The sequence below is a fragment of the Natronotalea proteinilytica genome, assembly GCF_055379935.1.
Window position 1 is genome coordinate 1,739,040 of sequence record NZ_AP043947.1, and the last position, 14,301, is coordinate 1,753,340.

At 55.6% G+C, this 14,301-nt stretch carries 13 protein-coding genes; 7 read left to right on the forward strand and 6 right to left on the reverse strand.

Going from position 1 to position 14,301, the window contains the following annotated elements:
* Positions 1-23 precede the first annotated feature (23 nt).
* Positions 24-1,541, reverse strand: coding sequence for a phytoene desaturase family protein (locus tag ACZ5AL_RS07035; protein WP_464513281.1), 1,518 nt, complete (start codon positions 1,539-1,541; stop codon positions 24-26).
* Between the two features lie 219 nt (positions 1,542-1,760).
* Here ACZ5AL_RS07035 and ACZ5AL_RS07040 point away from each other — a divergent pair, with 219 nt between their 5' ends.
* From ACZ5AL_RS07040 to ACZ5AL_RS07055, 4 genes are all read left to right on the forward strand, one after another.
* Entirely contained in the window at positions 1,761-1,994 is a 234-nt protein-coding gene (locus ACZ5AL_RS07040) for a hypothetical protein (RefSeq protein ID WP_464513125.1), read from the forward strand.
* Positions 1,995-2,043: 49 nt separating this feature from the next.
* Positions 2,044-2,691: a cyclase family protein gene (locus ACZ5AL_RS07045; RefSeq protein WP_464513126.1), complete on the forward strand. Its 648-nt coding sequence runs from the start codon at positions 2,044-2,046 to the stop codon at positions 2,689-2,691.
* Between the two features lie 171 nt (positions 2,692-2,862).
* Positions 2,863-4,065 (forward strand): baeRF7 domain-containing protein, encoded by a 1,203-nt coding sequence (locus tag ACZ5AL_RS07050; protein WP_464513127.1) that lies wholly within the window; start codon positions 2,863-2,865, stop codon positions 4,063-4,065.
* A 176-nt stretch (positions 4,066-4,241) separates the two neighbouring features.
* Positions 4,242-5,336 (forward strand): tyrosine-type recombinase/integrase, encoded by a 1,095-nt coding sequence (locus tag ACZ5AL_RS07055; protein ID WP_464513129.1) that lies wholly within the window; start codon positions 4,242-4,244, stop codon positions 5,334-5,336.
* Positions 5,337-5,498: 162 nt separating this feature from the next.
* Here the strand turns inward: ACZ5AL_RS07055 and ACZ5AL_RS07060 are convergent, their stop codons facing one another.
* From ACZ5AL_RS07060 to ribA, 4 genes are read right to left on the reverse strand one after another with little or no spacing between them, the layout of a single operon-like run.
* Positions 5,499-6,392: a methyltransferase domain-containing protein gene (locus ACZ5AL_RS07060; RefSeq protein ID WP_464513130.1), complete on the reverse strand. Its 894-nt coding sequence runs from the start codon at positions 6,390-6,392 to the stop codon at positions 5,499-5,501.
* Positions 6,389-6,784: a 6-pyruvoyl trahydropterin synthase family protein gene (locus ACZ5AL_RS07065; protein ID WP_464513131.1), complete on the reverse strand. Its 396-nt coding sequence runs from the start codon at positions 6,782-6,784 to the stop codon at positions 6,389-6,391. Before ACZ5AL_RS07065 ends, ACZ5AL_RS07060 begins: the two co-directional genes overlap by 4 nt.
* On the reverse strand, positions 6,784-7,782 hold the full coding sequence (locus tag ACZ5AL_RS07070; RefSeq protein ID WP_464513133.1) for a zinc-dependent alcohol dehydrogenase: 999 nt from the start codon (positions 7,780-7,782) through the stop codon (positions 6,784-6,786). Before ACZ5AL_RS07070 ends, ACZ5AL_RS07065 begins: the two co-directional genes overlap by 1 nt.
* Positions 7,775-9,139 (reverse strand): GTP cyclohydrolase II, encoded by a 1,365-nt coding sequence (gene ribA / locus ACZ5AL_RS07075; protein ID WP_464513134.1) that lies wholly within the window; start codon positions 9,137-9,139, stop codon positions 7,775-7,777. Before ribA ends, ACZ5AL_RS07070 begins: the two co-directional genes overlap by 8 nt.
* Positions 9,140-9,337: 198 nt before the next feature.
* On the opposite strand from ribA, the gene ACZ5AL_RS07080 reads away from it, so the two are divergent.
* The 3 genes from ACZ5AL_RS07080 (at position 9,338) to ACZ5AL_RS07090 (ending at position 12,426) form a co-directional block, all read left to right on the forward strand.
* A complete protein-coding gene (locus tag ACZ5AL_RS07080; RefSeq protein WP_464513135.1) occupies positions 9,338-10,237 on the forward strand; it encodes a bifunctional hydroxymethylpyrimidine kinase/phosphomethylpyrimidine kinase in 900 nt (299 codons plus the stop codon).
* Between the two features lie 180 nt (positions 10,238-10,417).
* On the forward strand, positions 10,418-11,455 hold the full coding sequence (locus ACZ5AL_RS07085) for a LacI family DNA-binding transcriptional regulator (protein WP_464513137.1): 1,038 nt from the start codon (positions 10,418-10,420) through the stop codon (positions 11,453-11,455).
* Entirely contained in the window at positions 11,455-12,426 is a 972-nt protein-coding gene (locus ACZ5AL_RS07090; RefSeq protein WP_464513138.1) for a phosphoribosylaminoimidazolesuccinocarboxamide synthase, read from the forward strand. Before ACZ5AL_RS07085 ends, ACZ5AL_RS07090 begins: the two co-directional genes overlap by 1 nt.
* Before the next feature lie 276 nt (positions 12,427-12,702).
* Here ACZ5AL_RS07090 and ACZ5AL_RS07095 read toward each other — a convergent pair whose 3' ends face one another.
* Positions 12,703-14,151, reverse strand: a complete 1,449-nt coding sequence (locus ACZ5AL_RS07095) for an amidohydrolase family protein (protein WP_464513139.1) — start codon at positions 14,149-14,151, stop codon at positions 12,703-12,705.
* Positions 14,152-14,301: the final 150 nt, after the last annotated feature.

Here is a 14,301-nt window from a genome sequence, read left to right on the forward strand (position 1 = left end):
CAGAGGCTGCAGGGAGGGCAAAGCTATATGCGGTGGCGGTCGAGGTCCTTCAGCAAAATGCGGGCAGCATTGCGTCCAGAGGCTCCCATGATACCGCCGCCGGGGTGCGTGCTGGCGCCGGTGAGATACAATCCGTCGAGCGGCGCTTTATATTGCGACCAGCCCATAGCCGGACGATTTCCAAACATCTGGTCAATGCTCATTTCAACATGCATCACATTGCCGCGGTAGAGCCCCAGGTTGCGCTCTAACCACTCTGGATGTTGAAACAGTTGGCCCTCAATTGTATCTCGAATGCCGGGTGCATACGTCTCAAACGTGTCAATGAGCCGGTTGGCGATCGTATCCGCAATATCGTTCCAGGTTTTTCCGTTTGCGAGATCATACGGAAAGTACTGTCCCCAAAGCCAGAGCACCTCATGTCCTTCGGGAGCCAGTGTAGGGTCGGCAGCACTGAACGTCATAGCCACAAGCGGCGGATCGGATGAGGGCGCCCCCCCCAGGTATTCGCCATACGCACGGCTCAACTGTTCGGGCGATCGACACAGGAGCTGCAGCCCGGTGCGGGCTTTGGCGGTGGGATCGGCAGTGTAGGAAACAGGCTCGTTCAGGGCGAGACGCAGCATCGCGCCGAATCCATTTCCTACACGCACCTGCTTGGCAAAGTTGGCGGGTTGGTGTTCGGGGGGGAGGAGCTTGGTGGTCGTTTCCAGAATATGAGCTCCCGATGCCACAGCGCGCGCTGTGGCCGTACCAATAGCTGTTCGGACTCCAACAGCCGCTCCGTTCTCAACAAGAATCTCTTCGACGGGGGCCTCTGTGAATACCGATCCCCCGTGATGTTCAATGTGTGTGCGCAGGGCCTGAGTGAGCATACCCGACCCGCCCCGCGGACGCGCTACCCCGCCTTCGTGATACAACGGATGCCACAATACAAAGGGGCCCGTCATCGGCTCGGTGGGCGGCGGCCCTGACTGGGCGGCCATCCACGATAGCATGGCCTGCAATTCGGGCGTATCGAAATACTCTTGCACCACATGGCCGTACGGACGCATGATGGTACGCAATTCGTCTTGCCACTGTAGCTTCGACGACTCGCCCAGCACCAGGCTTTTGCCCAGTTGAAACGGGCTGGGTGTCCGCAAGAACATATCGCGCATGGTGCGGGCAAACCCCGACCAGTCATCGATGAACCGGCGGTAGTTGTCGCCCTCTCCCGGAAACGTCTGGTTCAGTTCGTGTACGGTCCGCTCCACATCGCGGTAAATGTAGACAGGGGTATCTCCAAACGGCGCAAAGAACAAGGGATCCAGATCAATGTACTCCAGCCCAAACCGATTCAGTTCCAGCTCATCAACAATGGGTGTAAGCCGTATCAATATGTGTGCACTGCCCCCCAGATCAAACTGATAGCCCGGCACAATTTCTTTGGTGGATACAGCACCTCCTACAATATCGCGACGCTCAAATACGCCTACGGTGTATCCGGCCTGTACCAGATACGCACTACAGATGAGGGCATTATGCCCCGCCCCAACCATTACTACATCAAAATCCACGAGTCGCTACGAGATAAGTGCAACGTCTAAACGATCAGTGACTAAAGTATGCAACACATAACGCTAAGATAGAAGGAGAAGATGTTCGTATTTTGACAAACAACGAAACCGAAAGGCAACGTTTCGCGTGATTACTACTCCCTGTCAAGGAGGTGTGAATGGAGTTTCCGTGCCGTCTGTGCCGACCAACCTTGTGTTGATATGAATTGGATCTATCAGGTTCTTGGCTTTTTTGCTGCATTTGGGCCACTTTTGGTTCTCTTTGCGCTGTGGCATCTTATCTGGAACGGCGGCGATGGCTCCGATGGAGGGGGCGGTAACGATCCCGGATGGCGTCCTGGCCCTCCCCCTCCAACCAATGGCCGTGACCGGGTGCCGGTAGAGCGTCAGGAGCCGGCCGATCCGGTTTCGGAAACGTGGAGCCGTTCTGCCTAGTATTCTGCATCCACACGCCACTATTCACCCACCTCGTATCCTTTATAGTATGGGGGCTTGGATTGACATTTCGCGACGCCTTTCCCCTGCCACGCCTCCGTGGCCGGGCGACGTTCCGTTCTCGCAGACCTGGACCCAACGAACAGACCACGGCGATTCGGTAAACTGTTCTGCGTTTCGGCAAAGCGCCCACGTTGGCACCCATGCCGATGCCCCGCACCACATAACAACCAATGGAGCAACCACCGATGCGTGGGGCCTCTCTCCTTTCATGGGCCCTGCCGATGTCGTCGTCGTTCCCCCAGATACCCGGTACGTTACCCCCGAACATTTGCACGAGACAACAACCCCGCGCATCCTCCTAAAAACAGAGTGCAGTAGCCGCCCCTCCGAACAATGGACAGCGTCGTTTCCTGCACTTTCCGTGGACGCTGTGCAGTGGATGCAGAATCACGATGTTGTGTTGATGGGTACGGATGCGCCATCGGTGGATCCTGCTAACAGCACCACGCTCGATGCCCACCACGCCTTGAACAACGCCGGCATTGTTAATCTCGAAAACCTACGCCTCGGATCGGTAGTTGCAGGCACCTACACGCTTATTGCTCTTCCCATGCCGTTGGCCCAGAGCGATGCCGCCCCGGTGCGGGCTGTGTTACATCCTGCTGCCGATCTCCTCAACGCCTCAACTTTATAGCCCTGTGGCTCGACATTCTACCCTCCCAGTACTTAACTTACACATAACGCAAAAACGCAACGCGGTTTGTTGCGTTTAGATATTTGCATTCCGAGTTGAGCGGCTCCAACCCCAACAATAGGCGAGCCGTTCAACCCTCCACTATTTTCCCGGACGTATCACCTAACGACTATGGATACCTTTGATCGTGCAGACCTTCGTGAGTTGGCCGAATACGAAGGCGATGTGTGCATCAGCCTGTTTATGGAAACGATGCGCAATGAATCCGACTGGTCGCAAAACACCATCCGGTACAAAAACCTGCTTCGGGATGCGCGGAATCTGCTGCGGGACCATGGCCATCGCGACGATGCCATTGATCGCATTCTGGAGCCGGCCCAGCAATTAGCCGATGATACCACGTTCTGGCGACAAATCAGTGACGGCGTAGCTCTTTTTCTTACGCCCGATAGCATGCGTGCATATCGTTTGCCGCTTCAATTTGAGGAGCTTGCTACCGCTGGGGCCCACTTTCACCTAAAGCCCCTCTTTCCGCTACTTGCCTCGAACAATCGTTTCTTCGTGTTGGCCCTTAGTCAAAACGAAGTCAAGCTCTTTCAGGGGACCCACCAGTCCATTGGCGAGATGGATGCTCGCGCCCTTCCCGAAAGTCTGCGCGATGCCGCTCCCATTGATGACTCGGAGCGCCAGATCCAAAACCGGACGGCCAACCGCACCCCCGGTGGACGTACCGATCAAATGTATCACGGACATCCTCAAGACAAAGACGACAACAGCCGAACGGTAAAACCTGAGTTGCAACAGTTCTTCCGCTCGATCAATGAGGGTTTGATGGAAGATCTCGCTGATGAGGATGCGCCCCTCGTCATTGCGGGGGTCTCGGAGTACCTTCCGATTTATCGTTCGGTCAACAGCTATCCGCATCTGGTTGACGATGCGCTGGTGGCGGGGAACCCAGAAGCCCTTCGCCCTACCGAACTACACAAAAAGGCATGGGACGTTGTCGCGCCCATTTTTGAGAAAAGCCAGCAGGATGCGCTGGCCTATTTCGATCAGCAGTACCATCAGCATGAAAACATGGCTTCGGGCGACCTGCACGAAATTGTGCCGGCGTGTGCCTATGGTCGTGTCGATACGCTGTTCGTACCGGTTGGCGAACATCAGTGGGGGCAATTCGATCCGGCCACGAATAAGGTGACCACTTTAGACCAGGGTGCGCCGGAAGGGTACGACTTGTTGAATTACGCTGCAGTACGGGCTCACCTTAATGGCGCAACGATTCACGCGCTGCGCCCGGAAAATATGCCGAACGGCCAGTTTGTAGCAGCTACCTTCCGCTACCCGGCTGATGTGTCGGCCACCGAGAAGGACTAACACTTCCTTCACACAAGACAAAACATAGAGAAAGGCGACCCTCCAATTTTGGGAGGGTCGTCTTTTTGAATTCATGAGAGTCCTCTTGATTTTGTTATTCCCGATAAATAGTATTATCAGGAATTGAGATTAGATGTCTTCAGGAGCGCCCTCCTTCACACCAACCACACAGTTTCATGGAGCACTCGACAGATCGGGATAATTCAGCACCTACACCGGAGTCGCCCTCAGATCTGACCCCGTCAGAGACGGCCCAACCGTCCCCTAATACGGAAAGGCCCTCAAAAAAGCCGCCTACGAGCACCGGCTCTGAGCCCAATGCGCTAGTTTCGGTCGATTCGAGCTCTGAAACCGGCGCCCAGGACCCGCTGGTGCACACTTCAGTCGATGAAAGCACGAATCTGCTCGATATGTACTTGCGCCGTTACGAGCGCGATTCCACGCGGCGTGCCTATCGCACCGACCTGAAGCAGTTCTTTGGCACCACCGCAGTCCGGCTCCCCCTGGCACACAAAGCGACGTTCATGCATGTGAACCGACACATCCGTGAACTGGAGTCCAAGAACCGAAAGGCATCTACCATTCAGCGCCGTGTGTCTGCAGTCCGCGGTTTTTTTGACTGGCTGGTGGCGCTGGAGCTCGTCGAACGCAATCCAGCCGACGCCGCCCTGATTCGGAAAACACGTACGGCCAACAACACCGATCGGGCCATTACCTACCTCTCACGGGATCAGGCCAATCAACTGCTTCGCGCCACCGAAGAGGCCGGAGAGGCGGCAAAACGCGATCACGCTTTGATTCTCGTGCTATTGCATTGTGTGCTGCGCCGCTCGGAGGCCGCTGCCATGGATGTTGATCATATTCGTCCCCTGGGTCATTACTGGGTGCTCGACCTTCCCGATACGAAAGGCGGCTCCGATCAGTATGTAAAGATCCCGGCCCACGTGGTACAGGCCGTCGATGAAATGAAAGAGCACTATGGCATTGAAGAGGGTCCACTCTGGCGGTCGTTCAGTAATCGTAACCGTGGGGCACGCATTACTGGCGACGCGATCTATCGCATGGTCAAGCGTACCGCCGCTCGAGCAGACCTCGGCGACATTGGCGCTCATGCCTTACGCCATACAGGGTGTACGCTTGCGCTGGAATCGGGAGCGTCGATTCAGCAGGTGAAGACCCATGCGCGTCACAAAGACATCGATACCACGATGGCCTACATCCATCAGCGTGACAAACTCCGCGACAGCGCTGCCGACCGGATCAATTTGTAAGACTCAATGGATGGTGTGAACAGCGGGGGACGGTTTCGGGACGCTGGAGCATCCCCGCAGGCGTGGCGACGCAGAGGGGCCGTAAGGTCATGCCTGTTGTGCATCGCCACGAGAGTCACTCTGCGTAAAAGACGATAACCAGACGGCATGTTCGCAATGTCATCACTTGGGCTGCTCGCCAATAAGCACGTCAAACTGATTTGCCGTGTATATTAGTCGAGCGTTGTGCACCATCTGATGACGGGCGTCCCACCAGGCATCCAACTGGCTCTGCGACACACAGTCCGCTCCCTGAGCTTCGTCATACATAAATGCCAGAATAGATTCAAGCACGTACTGCTCATCGTTCTTGTATCCTTGTTTTACTGGACTAATAACCCAATCAGATGCTTTCATGGTTGCATTCATGGTCTGGTCGACGGCCCAACTTAGTATTTTATGTGCAGTATAATATGATTTTTTAATGTTTGTTTTTTGTCGTGATACTTGATGATAGCTTTTTGTAATACGGTGCTCTATACCAGACAAGGAATCAGGTAGTGCAGGAGCAAACCGTGTTACAAGTGAAAACGTAAGTGGTGTATATATAAGTGGGAATTCTGATGTGAGTTTAGCAATGGCAGATAGCGCCTTATCCAGGTCCATCAGATCCAGCACAGAGCGTGCCAACACCACATCATACGCCCCAGACGGAGCACGGGCAGCGAAATCAAAGAACGGGACTCCGTGCACAGAAACATCCGCATCGATTTGCCCGTGGTGGGTTGCCTTTTCCTGGATGATCGCACGGTTTTCGGCGTGCGGCTCTATCGCGTGGTACTGTACCGAAATGCCTTGCTCATGCGCAACGTTAAGCACCCACTCCATTTGATCGCCCCGTCCCGCCCCAATTTCAAGCACCTGAAGGGGACGCTTGATCGATGTTGCATGCTTTTCCAGAGCGTCTAAGAACCGTGCTTTAAGTGTCGGATGTTGCGCTCTTGCACTCACCGGCTTCAAGGCCTGCAGGTAACGTGGGTAATCGAACGTATGATCGGCACGCTGAAATGTAGTCATTGTGCATCTAGAGATGTTGTGTACTGAGCGGCCGCTTCGTCATCCTCCCAGATGCGCACTTGCAGCTCATGGCATCGTGTGCAGGTTTCATCGTCAAGAGTGGACTGGATATGCTCTGCAGCAATGCGAGCAAAATGCTCAACACTCGGATTCAGTCCAGTAAACGCATCGAGTTCGTTCAATGTCTGATCGGCAAATCGATCATTGAGACTGGAAAGCGAATCTTTTATGTCTGTAATATCACATACATACCCCCACTTATTAAGGTCATCAGATTTAAGAATAACCTCTATCTCAAACTGATGAGAATGCCATTCATTTTCAGGTCCGCAATTCGGTACGGTAAGATAGTGCTGAGCGATAAATGTATCTTTGACTGTGAGAGTATACATTAATTTCTGTATGTGAATATTTGAGTTTGGTTGTTTTCATTGTTGGCCATCGACGCATAAACTGATGGTGCTTTTCGGAAAGGGGTGTGTTGGGCGTTGGCTGCCGGATCGAGATTGGCAGCCAGCTGCATCGCCGTGCGGAGTTGACGCGATTTCGACCAGCGCGTTTTCCGGCGCGCCGGAAGCGTGCTCACCGGCGTGGAAGCCATCGTAAGGCGCTTGCGGTGAAAGTCGGACCCCAGATCGAGCGATACCGGTTTGCTGCCGTACCAGGAGCCCAGCACTACGCGCGTCTCTGGTCCAGACACATCGAGGGCGCGCTGCAGCATAGCCGGGACGCTGCTTAACTCGATCACTACATCCGGACCGTTGGCCCAGGTATCGGGAAGCGCGCAAGCATCAAACGCGTCGGTTGGGAAGCGGTGTACCGTCTCGGCCAATCGCGTGTGGCTTGAAAGCGTAGATGCCGTATCCACAACCGCAAGATCGAGGGCAGGCACGCGCTGAAGAAGCTGTGCAACCAGCGTGCCTATCCCTCCGACTCCAATGAGGACGACGCGAGAGCCGGGGCCGACCTGTGCATCCCACACGATACTCAGCGCCGTTTCCACATTCGGAATGAACGTAGCATCGTACACATCCAATGTATCCGGCAGCACGTAGAGCGCTTCGGGATTTGTTACGTGGTGGGTGGCATGCGGAAGAAACCCGAACACGCGTTGTCCGCTCAAACCGCCAGACACATCGCCCCCCATCTGCACGACGCGTCCCACACAGCAGTACCCATACGGGCGCGGATAGGTGAAGCCGGCTCCCTCGGCGGTGGTATCGGCAAGCGAGTCATCAACATTGCCATTCAACACAAGCCGCTCTGTGCCACCACTGACAAGCGTAGCGATGGTCTCGACGATTACTTCATCCGGTGAAAGGGCTGGAAGTGGCTCTTCGGTGAGTCTCGTTGTCCCATCACCGTTGAACAGAAGAACGGTTCTATGCATGAGTCCACACCGGATCTGCAAACAGCACAATATCTTCGCCTGCCCACTGATACGTAACGTTCGTCAGTTCGGCTGCATCTAACGACTGATGCAGCGCCTGCGACGGCGATGCATTGGTAGATGGCCCAAATGGCCCGATTCCAGCAATATACATCGGTGCAAGCGTAACGATCAGCTTTTGCACTTGCTGTTCTTGAAGCATGTATCGGATGACCGTGGCTCCGCCTTCGACCATGATAGAGGGAATGCCCTGCTGATACGCATCGCGGCGCACGGCTTCAATTGAAACGCCGCCTGGCCCCGTAGCAATTTGCCGCACGGTGGCTCCCGCTGTTTCGAGCGAGGCGATGCGCTCTGTGTCATCCGACACGGTATAGATAAGAGGATTCGTACCCGAAGTAAGTAGTTGCGCGTCGGGGGGGCACCGCAGATCCGTATCCAAAATGATAGGACGCGGGTTGTCTCCCTGAACGCGGCGCACGGTCAGTCGCGGATCATCGGCCAGCACCGTGCCAATGCCAACGAGAATACCGTCGTGAACGGCCCGGACTTGATGGGTTAGATCCATTGAGGCGGTATCGCTGATGCGCTTTGGTTCGCGAGCGGCTCCAGCAATCGACCCATCCAGACTTTGTGCGTAGCTGAGCGTGATGAAAGCGCGGTCATGTGCTTCGGCGTACTGCCGAGCCCGCTGGCGTAGCCCGTGCAAATCGCTACTATGTGGATTCGCGTAACCATCGCCTCCTACCGGAGCCGTGTCGATACTCAGCATGTGTCGCATCCGCTTTACCTTTGTATGCAGATACGATGAGTTGTGTTGATTTAAGTGGGGCTCAATACCCACCCGAGCAGATACGGTGATGTCTTCTTCACGTAGGCTTTCAATTTTGGCCGGGTTGTTTGTAATAAGCCGCACCGATTGGATGCCCAGATCATCAAGCATGCGTGCCCCCACGGTGTAGTCGCGCTCATCGGGGCCGTGGCCAAGCATCAGATTGGCCTCCACCGTGTCATATCCCTTATCTTGCAGGTTATACGCTTTGAGCTTTTCGTGTAACCCGATTCCGCGACCTTCTTGTCGCAGATACAAGATCACGCCTTGCTCCTCTTCTGCGATCAGCCGCATTGCCGTGTTAAGCTGCTCGCCGCAATCGCAACGAAGCGAACCCAGCACATCGCCGGTAAAGCACTCCGAGTGAATGCGAACGAGCACATCGTCTTGCTCATCCACATCGCCATATACCACGGCTAAGTGGTCTTTATCGTCATAATCATTGGTATAAAGCATGAGCGAGAACGTCCCATCCACGGTGGGAATACGAGCCGTAGTGAGGCGCTCGACCGAGGCAGCGTCCATATTGATGTTCAGTGCAGTTTGCGTCAGGGGGCAATCAGGCAACGGGCCCCGCGAATCAAAGATGCGGGGCATGACTATGAATAGTACATCATAGCTACCCGCCTGTGCCCTTGGATGTTACGTGCGTTGAGGCAGCGTGGGCCAACTATGTTGTAACGCACTGATGGTTTGTTTTTCCTGGCTTTCCCTTGTTACGCTGTGGAACCTATTCCCGAGTCGCCTGATTCGTCGCCCCCTTTCACTCCGCTTCTTCTGAACGCATTATACACCGGTACCGCACGCGGTCTTAATGCAGACATTCGAGCCACGCAGGCCGTGGGAGGCACGCCGCTTCCCGTGTGCACAGCTCACATTGTAGCCAGCCACAACGTGGTGACCGATGTGCTGAACGTGCCCTCCGACAGTGTACATGCCCAAATCGAGCATCTGCTTTCATCGGATACTCCGGAATCGGTCGTGCCGAATGCGGCCAAGATCGGCATTGTTGGCTCCACCCCATCAGTGGGCGCCGTTGACCAACTGCTTGACGCCGATTCGTTTAGCGGTCCGATTATTCTGGATATCACGCTAAGTGGCAACAGCGGTGAAGATGTAGCGGAGCAGTCCACCGTGCAGGCCCTTACCGACCGTATGCCCCGTGTGGATGTGGTCACCGTACGCCTGCGCGACGCCGAGTTGCTTGCTGGCATGGAAATTCCTACGCTCGATGATGCACAAGTTGCCGTGCAGCGTATCAGCCAACAGGGCGCCCAGGCCGTACTCCTACGGTGTGGACGCCTGCCGACGCACTTCTTTGAGCGAGAAGGCGAACCTCCAAACTTCGCGCTCGACCTGCTATGGCACGACGGTGAAATGGCGCTGTTTGAGGCTCCATTTGTATCAACCGAGGCCGCTATACGAGGCCGCTCCAGTGCCTACCTAATCGACCTGCTCCAGCGGCTTCATGAGGCGGTACCGCTCACCGAGGCCATTCAGGCTAGCAAGCGCCGTATGGCCGACACGCTTCACACAGTGCGAAACACCCCGGTCGAGCACGCTTCTCCGCGCTTCTTTGCGACATTTGCCGCGCACCAAGAAGCTCCTGTTGCCTCCCCCTGAACGGATTGAAATGACCTGGCAGGCCACGACCTCATTACGAAACGAAAGCTTTCGAAACGGAATGCCCGGTTGTTAGTTACGAACCTCGATTGCACAAAGGGCAAGCCCGTCGTATGTTGTGTCGTATGTGTGCCCTGAATGATGTCCGGATTTTTTCTATGGTGATGTGTTTCTACGCTCATGGCTTCTTCTGCTGACTCCGAAAAAACCACTATTTACGACGTAGCCGCGAAAGCGGGCGTCGCCATCTCCACCGTATCGCGTGTGCTAAACAACTCGCGAGACGTGTCTGACGCCACTCGTGAGCGTGTTCTGCGGGCGATTGATGAACTGAAGTTTCGCCCAAACCGCACCGCGAAAGCGCTTGCGCAGCAAGGCACCAGCACCATTGCGGTAGCTGTGCCCACGTTTACTACTCCGTTCCACAACGAACTCCTTAAAGGGGTACGCAGTCGCTTAGACATTGGCGAATTCGACTTGCTACTGTGTGATCTCGCCTGGTCGGATCCGCGGGTGACGCTGCGCAACTTTCTGGCGCGCGGAGCCATGGACGGTCTGCTCTTGGCTGGCCTGCGTGTCGATGAGAAAATGGCGCTCGAACTGAAGACGCTTGGGGCTCCCGTTGTTCTCATTGGAAGCCAATGGAAGGATATGGATTCCTTCTATTGGGAAGAGGCGCTCGGCGTAGAGCTTGCAATTGAACACCTGATTGAAAAGGGGCACAAACGCATTGGCGTAGTGACAACCCCGCACGACAATTACGTGCGCAATGCCCGGGTGCAGGGATATAAAAACGTACTGGAGCGCGAAGGTATTCCGTTCGATGAGGATCTGATTGCCTGGGGACACACCTCAAAGCATGACGGCTTTAGCGAGGAGTCGGGCTACGAGGCGATGCAAAAGCTTCTGAAGAATCAGCCTGACATTACTGCTGTGTTTGCCAGCAGCGATGTACAAGCGGTAGGGGCGTGGCAGGCCATCCGCGAATCGGAGCATTCGGTTCCCAACGATTTTGCACTTGTCGGATATGACGACATTAAGATCAGCCGGTTCATTGGACTCTCCAGTGTGGCACAAAACATGCACCAAGTTGGCGAAGACGCAGCGGAGGCGCTCCTTCGTCGTCTGAAAGGCGAAGAATTCCCGTTCATCAGTGAGCGCGTACAACCTGAACTCCATGTTCGTAAGTCCAGCAACTACACTCGCTCAACCGCCTAATGGACCGCTCTACCATTGCCGATCAACTCCCCCATTGCCTCACCCGCACCGACTTTACCAAATGGGGCACCCGCTACGAAGGGAAAGTCCGCGACACCTATCAATGGTCTGACGATACTCTTCTTTTAGTCACGACCGATCGCATTTCGGCCTTTGACCACGTCCTTCCGCAACCTATTCCGTTTAAAGGACAGGTCTTGAACCAGTTGGCGGCGTTTTTCTTTGACGCTACTGCCGATGTGTTTCCCAATCACGTACAGGGAGTGCCTGACCCTAATGTGACGGTAGCTACCGCGTGCACCCCTATTCCCCTCGAAATGGTGGTGCGAGGCTACCTTGCCGGACATGCCGCTCGCGTCTACAAGCAAGGCCAGCGCACGCTGTGTGGAGCCGAACTTCCTGACGGATTGCACGAGGGGGAGCGCCTCCCTGAACCCATTGTAACACCGGCGACCAAAGCCAAAACCGGACACGATGAAGACATTGCACCGCAGGAGGCGATTGCCCGTGGCATTGTAGATCAAGAGTCGTTTGAAATGCTCCGCCAGGCGTCGCTCGCTCTGTTTGAGCGGGGCACTACCATTGCTGCCAAACGCGGACTCCGTCTTGTCGATACCAAGTACGAATTTGGCCGACGTTCTGATGGCTCGCTTTGTCTCATTGACGAGGTGCACACGCCCGATAGCTCGCGCTATTACGAAGACGAGGGCTATGAAAAACGCCTCCGCAATGGCGAATCGCAGGTGCAGCTCTCGAAAGAGTTTGTGCGCGAGTGGCTGATGGATCAGGGCTTTCAAGGACGTGCGGGCGACACCATGCCCGATATGCCCAACGACTTTCGGGTTGACATTGCCTGCCGGTATATCGACCTGTATGAACGCCTCACCGGATCACAGTTCGATGCAGCGGTGCAGCCCGACCCTGCCGCACGCATCGCGGAAAACGTAGCCGCCTATCAGCGGGCAGGTTGAGTGAGGTATGGAAGGATGGAGGTTTCTTCCACCCGTCCACACCTCCACCCCTACACCTAGTCTATGCACACAACCTGAGATGGTGATAATCGCTGATGATCGCTTGCCTGTCCTGAACTTGATTCAGGATCCACTCGCCCGAGCAGACATCCAGGTGGGTTCTTTTTGTGGGGGCCAACAGTCTCTCATTGAACAGACGGTGGAGGAAACCAACGTTAAATAAACAACATAGCAAAGAAAAAGTTATGTGCAAGGACTAGCCCCTACACACGTAAATCAGCGGGTCCAGGCGTCGTAGTCGGCTTCGCTTTCGGGGCCGATGGCTCCTCGCGCAGGAGCAAGCAGCGCCTCGGGGTCGTACAGGCGTCCGTCTTTCATCACGAGTTGAACGTTCCGGGTGTTGGTGATGTCATCCAGCGGATTGCCTTGCACCACAAACAGATCAGCGAAGCGGCCGGGCTCCAGTACGCCCAGACGGTCGCCCATTCCAATGGCCTCGGCCCCGTTTTTGGTGGCGATACGCAGTACGCTGGCTTCCGGGATGCCCGCCATCACCATGGCATGCATCTCACGGTGGACGGAGAAGCCCGGTAAGAAATCGCCCCATGCGGGTTTGTCGGTGCCCAGCACAATTAGATCATCTCCACCTGCATCATAAAATGCTTTGGTAGAGCGCTGCATGGCCGCGTAGAGGCTTTCCATCAGATCGCTTCCTGTCACGTCATCCTGCCGCTCAGCCCAGCGCTCTTGCACGTAGGGCGTAAAAAAGCCCCGTTCATCGGCCCAATCGTCGAATCCTTCTACCCCCTCGGTGCCAGCAAAATAGACCGGGGCCGTCATGGTGGCGCTAAAGTGCACGCGATGGTCCAAGAACATGTCCACGATGGACTGAAACTCGGCTGAGGTCGTATCTACCTCGTTCCAGACGGGATAGGCCGCCTGCTCACGATCGAGTACGTGTCCACCCAGAATGTGCTCAACGCGATCGATGCCCATGCGGATGGCATCCTTCGAGTTGGTACTGCCTCGCCACCCTGAATCCAGATGCCCTGTGACCGTAAGTCCGTGCTGATGGGCACGTTCGATAGCCGGTTCGAGGTGCTCGGGGGAGGCGCCTTTCGCTTTGAACCCGACCACTCCGCGTTCAGCCCACTCATCCACCAGCGCGTAGATATCCTCGGACGTGAAGTCGGCGTCCCAATCGGGATTGGAGCGCCCGATGTATGGACCAGCCGTCAGGATACGCGGGCCAACTTGATCGCCTCGGTTAATGCGATTACGCGCGGCCTCAACCACCTCGGGATCGTACTCGCCTCCCGTGAAGGTGCTAGTGGCTCCATTGGCCAGATAGACCAGCGGATTGTACACGACCTCCTCCACGCGTCCATCGCCGACCAAGTCCATGTTGTAGTGCGCATGTAGATCCACAATACCTGGGAGCACATAGTCATCATCTTCTAACGCAACCACGTGTGCCTCGTCCATCGTGGCATCGTCGAGCGTGGTGTTCACGCGAAGGAGGCGTCCATTCGAAATGAGCGTTGCCTCATGGGACTGTGCTGTTCCGGTTTGTACGTCAATCAATTGACCGCCCGTTAGCACGGTAAGCGATGCATCCGGGTAGCCCGTGTCGATATCGGGCAGGTCGGGATCAACAGGCTGCTGAGCAACGGCCCAGGGCCCTGTCATAAGAACGAGGAGGCCAACAAAAAGGAACGTGCGCATGCGGTTGGGGGAGCGTATGGTATGGGGACAAAGCGTGCTACTCAGTCAAAGTCGGAGCATGACATAAAGTAGAAGCACGAAGGGCACCGGTACTTGCAGCCCTGGTTGTGCAGGCGTGACCCGCAGTTCGGGCAGAAGTCCCAGTAGTTT

Excerpts from the sequence above, each read along its gene's own strand:
- ACZ5AL_RS07035 (WP_464513281.1), bottom strand. The coding sequence starts at position 1,541 with ATGGTTGGGGCGGGGCATAATGCCCTCATCTGTAGTGCGTATCTGGTA.
- ACZ5AL_RS07040 (WP_464513125.1), top strand. The coding sequence starts at position 1,761 with ATGAATTGGATCTATCAGGTTCTTGGCTTTTTTGCTGCATTTGGGCCA.
- ACZ5AL_RS07045 (WP_464513126.1), top strand. The coding sequence starts at position 2,044 with ATGGGGGCTTGGATTGACATTTCGCGACGCCTTTCCCCTGCCACGCCT.
- ACZ5AL_RS07050 (WP_464513127.1), top strand. The coding sequence starts at position 2,863 with ATGGATACCTTTGATCGTGCAGACCTTCGTGAGTTGGCCGAATACGAA.
- ACZ5AL_RS07055 (WP_464513129.1), top strand. The coding sequence starts at position 4,242 with ATGGAGCACTCGACAGATCGGGATAATTCAGCACCTACACCGGAGTCG.
- ACZ5AL_RS07060 (WP_464513130.1), bottom strand. The coding sequence starts at position 6,392 with ATGACTACATTTCAGCGTGCCGATCATACGTTCGATTACCCACGTTAC.
- ACZ5AL_RS07065 (WP_464513131.1), bottom strand. The coding sequence starts at position 6,784 with ATGTATACTCTCACAGTCAAAGATACATTTATCGCTCAGCACTATCTT.
- ACZ5AL_RS07070 (WP_464513133.1), bottom strand. The coding sequence starts at position 7,782 with ATGCATAGAACCGTTCTTCTGTTCAACGGTGATGGGACAACGAGACTC.
- ribA (WP_464513134.1), bottom strand. The coding sequence starts at position 9,139 with ATGGACGCTGCCTCGGTCGAGCGCCTCACTACGGCTCGTATTCCCACC.
- ACZ5AL_RS07085 (WP_464513137.1), top strand. The coding sequence starts at position 10,418 with ATGGCTTCTTCTGCTGACTCCGAAAAAACCACTATTTACGACGTAGCC.
- ACZ5AL_RS07090 (WP_464513138.1), top strand. The coding sequence starts at position 11,455 with ATGGACCGCTCTACCATTGCCGATCAACTCCCCCATTGCCTCACCCGC.
- ACZ5AL_RS07095 (WP_464513139.1), bottom strand. The coding sequence starts at position 14,151 with ATGCGCACGTTCCTTTTTGTTGGCCTCCTCGTTCTTATGACAGGGCCC.